Origin of the sequence: Pseudomonas sp. UBA4617 (assembly GCF_002386445.1) — a bacterium.
GTDB lineage: Bacteria > Pseudomonadota > Gammaproteobacteria > Pseudomonadales > Pseudomonadaceae > Aquipseudomonas.
The window spans coordinates 98,173-105,976 of the sequence record NZ_DGIR01000012.1 but is presented as its reverse complement, the minus strand read 5'-3'; the positions used below and the strand labels follow the sequence as shown (position 1 = coordinate 105,976).

Genomic DNA, 7,804 nt, shown 5'->3' with positions numbered 1-7,804 from the left:
GGTGCCATCCACTGCGTCGCCGCGCTAATGCTATGATGCTGCCCCCGCCCGAAGGATCGCCCCTGCCGCACATGAACTACCGCCAGCCCACCACGCGCAAGAGCATGCACGCCACCCTGGTCCAGGACCTTGGCGTACAGATCGTCTCCGGCCAACTCGCACCCGGGCAGAAGCTGCCTTCCGAGGCCAGCCTGTGCGAAACCTACGCGATCAGCCGGCCGGTATTTCGCGAGGCCATGCGCGCCCTCACCGCCAAGGGCCTGATCGAAGCCCGCCCGCGTACCGGCACCTTGGTCCGGCCCCGGCATGACTGGCACATGCTCGACCCCGATGTACTGCACTGGCTGATGCAGGCCACGCCGCAGCAGGAATTCTTCAACATGCTGTCCAGCGTGCGCTGGGTCATCGAGCCCGCCGCCGCCGCGCTGGCCGCCACCAACGCCAGCGCCGAGGACGTCGCGTCGATCGCCGAGGCCTACCAGCGTATGGAAGCCGCCCGCAACCATGAAGAGCGCCTGCAACCCGACCTGGACTTCCACGCCCGCATCGCCGACGCCACCCACAACGACCTGCTGGCCTACCTGTGCAACATGCTGTCGATGGCACTGCGCGAGTCGGTGCGCTATTCCAACCAGCGGGCGAATTTCGACCAACTCGCCCTGCCCCGGCACAAGGCAATCCTGACCGCCATCCAGAACGGCGACGCACTGGGCGCGCGGCATGCTTCACTGGTGCAGCTGGAAGATGCCCGGGTGGCCCTGGCCAAGGTGCTGGGCCAGGACCCGGCCAGCTGAGGCGGCGCTGAACGGTAGCCATGCGGCCGCCGTTCGGCCAGAATGACCCGCTCGGCGCCATAGCCTGGACACACCGCATGCTCACCACCCTCGCCATCGGCAACTACCGCTCGATCAACCACCTGGTGCTGCCGCTGAGCCAGCTCAACCTGGTGACCGGCGCCAACGGCAGCGGCAAATCCAACCTGTACAAGGCCCTGCGCCTGCTCGCCGAAACCGCCCAGGGCGGCGTGGTCGCAGCGCTGGCCCGTGAAGGCGGGCTGGATTCGACCTGGTGGGCCGGGCCCGAACCCAGCGCCCGCATGCAGCGCGGCGAAGTGCCGATCCAGGGCCAGCACCCGAGCCAGGCCAAACGCCTGCGCCTGGGCTTTGCGACGGCGGACCTCAGCTTTGCCATCTCCCTCGGCCTGCCGATTCCGTTGCCGTACCCCTCTGCCTTCATGCTCGACCCCGAGATCAAGTGCGAAGCCATCTGGGCCGCGGGCGCCTACCGGCCCGCGTCGTTGCTGGTGGAGCGCCGAAACGCCCTGGTGCGCGCCCGCGAAGGCAACAGCTGGGCGGTGCTCGACCAGCATGCCGACAGCGGCGAAAGCTTTTTCAACATTGTCGACCGCCCACGCCAGGCGCCAGAGATTGGCGAGCTGCGCGCGTACATCAACAGCTGGCGCTTCTACGACCACTTCCGCATCGACCGCGACGCCCCCTGCCGCCAGCCACAGCTGGGTACCCGTTCACCGGTGCTGCACCACGACGGACGCAACCTCGCCCCGGCGCTGCAAACCATCATCGAAATTGGCGATGCCGAAGACCTGATGGCCGCACTGGAGGACGCGTTCCCCGGCAGCCGGCTGGAGATCGATGCACCGCCTGGAGGGTTGTTCAGCGTGCGGCTGCACCAGCACGGGCTGCTGCGGCCGCTAGCGGGTGCGGAACTGTCGGACGGTACCTTGCGCTACCTGTTGCTGATGGCCGCGCTGCTGACACCCCGCCCGCCCTCGCTGATGGTGCTGAACGAACCGGAAACCAGCCTGCATGCCGACCTGCTGCCCGCCCTGGCGCGCCTGATCATTCGCGCTTCGCAACGTAGCCAGGTGTGGGTGGTGTCGCACAGCCGGCCTTTGATCGAGGCGTTGCGGGCGTGCGACGGGTGCAATGTGCTGGAGCTGGAAAAGCGCCAGGGGCAGACCGGGTTACGCGGGGTTGGCTTGCTGGACGAGCCGCTGTGGCGATGGCCTGATTGAATCTGCGCCCTCGCAGACCTTGAGCCATGTGCCACTTGCCTCAGCCAACGCCGTTAGCCCCGACCTCCTCCATGAAATCCGCAAGGTAGGTTTCCAGCCGCGCGTGGCGTTCGGCAGCCAAGCGCGCCCCTTCCGCCGTCTTGAAGCCCGATGCCAGCTTGAGCAGCTTGGTATGAAAGTGCTCGATGGCGTAGGCCGTGTCCTGATACGCCCGCCCCTGCGCAGCGGGATTCTCGAAATCGTACAGCGCCGAGCCCATCCGCCCGGATACGTAGAAACATCGGGCAATACCCACCGCACCGATGGCGTCCAGGCGATCACTGTCCTGCAGAATTCGGGCTTCGAGGCTCGCCGGCTCGAAACCTGCGGAATAGCTGTGCGTTTTGATCGCATGGGCTACTTGCTCGACACGCGGCAATGGCCAGCCAAGCGCGGTGAGGATGGCGCTGGCCTTGTCGGCCGACAAGCTCGACGCCTGCTTGCGCAAAGGTGAGTTCTTTTCGACCGGCACACAGTCGTGCAGTAGCGTCGCGGCCAGCAGTACCTCCAAATCGCCGCCCTCTGCCCGCTGGATGCGCTGCGCGTTTACCCATACACGGTGGAGGTGGGCGAGGTCGTGGGAGCCGTCGTGGTGGTCTGGCGGGAGATGTTTCAGCAGTTGAGCGGCGAGGTGTTGGAAGGGGGCGAAAGCTTCGCTGGTCATCGCTGGTGCGTTCCGTTTCGAGGTGAATGCGCTGCAGCAAGCGCTACGAGCTGTGAAGGATAACGTGCGAAAAATCAGAAATAAGCACTTCCATGTAGGCCATTTCCCAAAGATACTCCCTGCGCCTGTTTTTCGTTGCGGACGTTTTTTAAGCGCTCTAGTCTCGGTCCGTCGTTGCACATCAACGACCGGCTTTGACAGGCCGCGATGATACACAGTGCATACCCGTTTATGGCGGTTGTGCATGGGGCACGCTCGCGTGCGCCGGTTTCTGTGTTCGCCGGTCTGTCAACCCATGTACAGCTGCCACCTTTCCGTTTGACAGCGGGCTGGCGGTGGCCCTACCGAGAACACAGTAAAATGCTAAAAATAGTTCCAGATCCGCCTCAAAACCTCCAATCCCTTGAAGATACCCTGATCCAGGCGACGGATTACGCGTTGTGCGCGTCGACTGTCGTACATCAGGCAATGCTGCTGCATCCTAAGTCACCGGCATCAATTCTCATGATGGCGTCGATGCATGAACTGGAGACGCTGCGAGCCCTGCTTGAGCAAGCGCTGATCCAGGTGCAGATGTCCTCTGAGCCACGGCCCTTGCACTAAGGCTTCAACGTTATGTCGCCTGAGCTGGCTTGCCGGCAATAGAGCCAGCGCAGGCACTAGAGATTTTCGGGGAGATTGAACAATGCCTACTGAAGAAACCAGATGCACCGTCGGCAAGACCGCCTTTTACCAGGGTGAAAACCAGACCCACCCCCTCTTCCGCATCGAAGCCGGCATCCCTTGCCAGAGCGCCCGCGAACAGGCCTCGGAATTGATGGGCTACGCACGGGACCTGACCCTGGACGGCCTGATGGAAGACAAGCCTCAGCTGATATGGGCCTCGCACTACCTGTGCGCGTTAGCCAAGGCGCTGATGGATGATGCCGAGCTGGGCATGATGCGCTGAACATCACTCACTGAATTGCCTTCAGGATCTGGAGCGAAGCCCAGACTTGAAGGCAATTCGTACGCCCGGTCACATGGCTAATCAGCAATGCTGTTAATCAGAACACCGACCATCCAATACGTGAACTCAGCAACTCAAGCGCCGCCATCCCGGCCAGAGAGTTGCCCGCAGCGTTCAGCTCAGGTGACCACACGCACACAGTGAATTGCCCCGGCACGATCGCCACAATCCCGCCCCCTACACCGCTCTTGCCGGGCAACCCCACGCGGTAGGCGAAATTACCCGCCTCGTCATACAGCCCGCTAGTGGCCATGATCGAATTCACCTGCTGGGTCTGGCGCGGGGTGAGGATCTGCGAGCCGCTGTGCTTGCAGAAACCATCGTTGGCCAGGAAGCAGAACGCCTTGGCTAGGTCGAGGCAGTTCATTTGCAGCGCGCAGTAGCTGAAATAGCTCCGCAGCACCGTTTCGACTTCGTTATGGAAGTTGCCGAACGACTGCATCAGGTACGCCATGGCCGCGTTACGCGCGCGGAACTGGTACTCCGAATCGGCGACACGCGCATCGATCGTGATATGCGGGTTGCCCGACAGCCGGCGCACGAAATCGCGCATCGACAAGGTAGGTGCTGCAAAGCGCGACTGGTTGATATCGCAGATCACCAGCGCACCCGCGTTGATGAAGGGATTGCGCGGGCGCCCGCGTTCAAACTCCAACTGCACTAGCGAGTTGAATGGCTGGCCCGAGGGCTCATGGCCAAGCCGCTCCCAGATGGCCTCGCCCGAATGGCCAATCGCCTGGACCAGGCTGAACACCTTGGAAATACTCTGCACCGAAAACGGTACCAGGGCGTCGCCTGCGCAGTGATAACTGCCATCGTTGCCGTAGACGGCGATGCCCAACTGGTTCGCCGGCACGTCGGCCAGCGCAGGGATGTAGTCAGCCACTTTGCCCTTGCCGATCAAGGGACGTACTTCTTCGAGAATCTCGTTCAACAGCGTTTGCATGGAGGGCCCTGTATCAATCCCCAGACGACGGCTTAGGGGTAGTGTTCTTGACGAAGGTTAAGCGGGAGAAATCACACATTCGACAAGAAATGGCGGAGGCTACCGTGACGGGCAGACACTACTGGGCCAGTAGGGTCAGCAGGCTTGTACCTGCAGGCGGCGCTGAGCAAACCATCGTCGGATACAATGAGAAAAAGCTCAATGCAGGTCGAATCTAATGGGCGGTTTAGTTGTAAATGTAAATCTCACCCGGGCACCTGCAAGCTGCCGTATCAACAGCTCGAACGCATGTTGATGCCCCTTGACGCTCTATGTCGACGATGGGCTACCCATCGACAACAACCCAGCCAAGACCTTCTGTGCTGGCGAGGCTACCGACGCAGCGGGCAAGTGAAATCGAGCGGCTGCCCTCGCAGTGAATGCCGACCTGACTATGCAAGCTGAGTTGGGCGGATGCTTACCGAACGGATACCTGAGGGCACCTCGGCCCGTCACCGCTGCCGGAACGCTCCTAGAGCCATCGATCGCTGTTCGCTTGCCTACGCTGCACTAGTCGGCGATGATATGGATACACATATGTGTATCCAGGACTACCATAGTTATGAGCAGCAAAGACGTTGGCTTGCGCATACGCATTGAAAAAGATCTGCGCGAGGCATTTCAGTCAGCATGTACAGCAGAGGAACGAAAAGCATCCGAGGTGCTTCGCGAATTTATGCAGTGTTACGTCGAAAGACACGAACGCGGTCAAGGGGCGTTGTTCCCTGAGCCAAGCGAGCCAAGACTGAACTGACTGAGCTTTCCCGACAGATTCGGACAACGATAGGGGCAGCGGCGGCAACCGCTGCCCCTATCTAACCACCCCTACTGACAGAAGTAGAGAAATGGCTATTGAGCATGATATGACGATTGACGTTAGCGGTAAAAATATTCCAAAAGGAGCATTGTGCCGCCTTGGAAACCCTAAAACGATGTCTGGTCCACTTACCCACGGAGGAACGGGCATGGCTCCGCGCCGAACTATCGATCTTTTTTGTGGCGCCGGGGGCATCACCGAGGGCTTTCGACAGGCTGGCTACATTAGCCTGTATGGTAATGACATCATGCCCGAAGCGATAGAGACCTTCCGCCTCAACCACCCTGAAGCCATTGCGGATTGTCGTCCCATCGAGGAAGTTGATCCCGCTGCAATCCGCGTCCAACTCGGCCTGGAAAGGGGTGAACTTGATGTGCTAGTCGGCGGGCCTCCCTGCCAAGGCTTTTCAATTAACGCACCCGAACGCTTCCTTGAGGATCCTCGAAACAAGCTCTTTAGGCACTATGAGCGATTTCTTGAGGAGTTCATGCCTCAAGCGTTTGTGTTTGAAAACGTTCCAGGCCTTTTGTCGATTGGGGATGGTAAGGTTTACCGGCACATTATCGAAATTTTCACGAACCTCGGCTATCACGTCACCGCCAAGATTCTTTTTGCTGCACACTACGGCGTACCCCAAGAGCGTTGGCGATTGATCTTGCTGGGGTCTCTGGCGGGCCCTATTGAGCATCCTATCCCCTCGCATTATGCTATAGGTCGAGCTAACTTCCGAGGCGGCAACACCATGACGTTCCAGCTCGGAGAGCTAGATCGCGAGCGCCTCAAACCCGCCGTGACGGTAAATGAAGCAATTTCAGACCTGCCTCCACTTGAAATGGGCGAAGGTGCGGAGACAATTGAATATCTCACTCCCGCTGAAAGCAGCTTTGCAAAAAGTATTCGCAATCCAAGCGGTGAAACCTATAACCATTTCGCAGCTAAACTGTCGAAGCAAAATGCAGAGCGGATGATGCATGTACAACCAGGAGGATCCTGGAGAGATATTCCATTCGAATTACTACCGAAAGGGATGCAACGTGCTCGACGATCAGACCACACTAAACGTTATGGGAGATTGCATCCTGATCGACTGCCAGGTACAGTTTTGACGAAATGTGATCCACACTGGGGTACAGTCTTCCTTCCGTACCAAAACCGCACCCTCACAGTACGTGAAGCTGCACGCTTCCAGTCGTTCCCTGATACGTATAAGTTTTTAGGTTCGCGTGTCAGCCAATATGAACAGGTCGGGAATGCGGTTCCGGTATTGATGGCGAAAGCAATAGCAGAGAAGCTCTTAGCCCACTGGGCATCCACCAATACTAGGGTTGTTCCTAGACAACATCAAAAGGAACTTGCGCTTGGCTAGCCGAATCATTGAATTTTTCGGATATGCACCTACTGACCAATCACAGAAGGCCCGCCAAGCGCGGGCCAACTCAGAGTGCCCATTTGTAGCCGCAAAGTGTGTAAAAACGCTGAGCAACGGTGATATTAGCGGCGTTTGCACTCTCAAGCCTATGACCACAGGCCCAGTGATTTGCTGCCCGTACCGCCTTTATGCTGATGACTATCGCATCTTATTGGATGTTGCAAAGGTGGCATTTGAGGGCGATGTTGAGCTTTTCCGCGGCAATGAGGCCCGAGCAGCTATAGTATCGCCTGGCAAGATAAAAGTTGCGGTTTTTGGCAAGAGATGGGGAAAGGAGCTTAGACTTCCAAATCGTGGCAAGTCCGGCGGTTACTTTGTCGATTGGGTTTTGGCACGACTCGATGACAAGGGCGATTTAAAAGACTTCGTGGCCATCGAAGTCCAGTCTATTGACACCACTGGTAACTACCAAGAAGAGCGGCGTGCGTATCTGAATAATGAGAAACCGGCGAAGGCTAGCACTGCGGGGTTCAACTGGGAAAATGTTAATAAGCGCATCCTTCCTCAGCTAATTTACAAAGGCCATGTCCTCAGAAGGGAACGGCTTTGTCGCAGCGGCTTATTCTTTGTCTGTCCTAAACCAGTCAACGACAAAATTCGCGAGAGACTCGGCGGTACTTTGTACGAGTACCAACTCCAACCTGGCTCACTTTCACTAATGTGGTACGACATTGGCGAGGAAGTGCCTGAGGGGCAGATTCGCGAGCTGAAGGCTGAGGGTGTGTTCACTACCACCGTTGACCAAGTCGCGAATGCATTTACTTCCCCTAGCAATCTGCCGAATGAAAATGTCTACCGAGACGCAATTCTTGCCCAATTGTGACGG

Annotated in this window: 8 protein-coding genes; 6 read left to right on the top strand and 2 right to left on the bottom strand. The window is 58.6% G+C overall.

The window, feature by feature from the left end; all coding sequences use genetic code 11:
• Positions 1-71 precede the first annotated feature (71 nt).
• Together B4L76_RS04520 and B4L76_RS04515 are read left to right on the top strand one after the other, a co-directional pair.
• Positions 72-794, top strand: coding sequence for a FadR/GntR family transcriptional regulator (locus tag B4L76_RS04520; protein ID WP_289132925.1), 723 nt, complete (start codon positions 72-74; stop codon positions 792-794).
• A gap of 77 nt (positions 795-871) precedes the next feature.
• Positions 872-2,035 (top strand): AAA family ATPase, encoded by a 1,164-nt coding sequence (locus B4L76_RS04515; RefSeq protein ID WP_296230802.1) that lies wholly within the window; start codon positions 872-874, stop codon positions 2,033-2,035.
• Between the two features lie 40 nt (positions 2,036-2,075).
• On the opposite strand, the gene B4L76_RS04510 is transcribed toward B4L76_RS04515, so the two are convergent.
• On the bottom strand, positions 2,076-2,738 hold the full coding sequence (locus B4L76_RS04510) for an HD domain-containing protein (RefSeq protein WP_296230801.1): 663 nt from the start codon (positions 2,736-2,738) through the stop codon (positions 2,076-2,078).
• Positions 2,739-3,098: 360 nt separating this feature from the next.
• On the opposite strand from B4L76_RS04510, the gene B4L76_RS04505 reads away from it, so the two are divergent.
• Positions 3,099-3,341, top strand: coding sequence for a hypothetical protein (locus B4L76_RS04505; protein ID WP_296230800.1), 243 nt, complete (start codon positions 3,099-3,101; stop codon positions 3,339-3,341).
• An 82-nt stretch (positions 3,342-3,423) separates the two neighbouring features.
• On the top strand, positions 3,424-3,687 hold the full coding sequence (locus B4L76_RS04500) for a DUF3077 domain-containing protein (protein WP_296230797.1): 264 nt from the start codon (positions 3,424-3,426) through the stop codon (positions 3,685-3,687).
• A gap of 97 nt (positions 3,688-3,784) precedes the next feature.
• Here B4L76_RS04500 and glsB read toward each other — a convergent pair whose 3' ends face one another.
• On the bottom strand, positions 3,785-4,693 hold the full coding sequence (glsB, locus tag B4L76_RS04495) for a glutaminase B (protein WP_296230795.1): 909 nt from the start codon (positions 4,691-4,693) through the stop codon (positions 3,785-3,787).
• 884 nt (positions 4,694-5,577) lie between these two features.
• Here glsB and B4L76_RS04490 point away from each other — a divergent pair.
• Both B4L76_RS04490 and B4L76_RS04485 read left to right on the top strand, forming a co-directional pair.
• Entirely contained in the window at positions 5,578-6,915 is a 1,338-nt protein-coding gene (locus tag B4L76_RS04490; RefSeq protein WP_296230794.1) for a DNA cytosine methyltransferase, read from the top strand.
• The gene (locus tag B4L76_RS04485) at positions 6,908-7,801 is read left to right on the top strand and encodes a NotI family restriction endonuclease (protein ID WP_296230793.1); all 894 of its coding nucleotides are present in this window, start codon (positions 6,908-6,910) and stop codon (positions 7,799-7,801) included. The genes B4L76_RS04490 and B4L76_RS04485 overlap by 8 nt, the downstream gene beginning before the upstream one ends.
• The last annotated feature ends 3 nt before the right edge of the window (positions 7,802-7,804 follow it).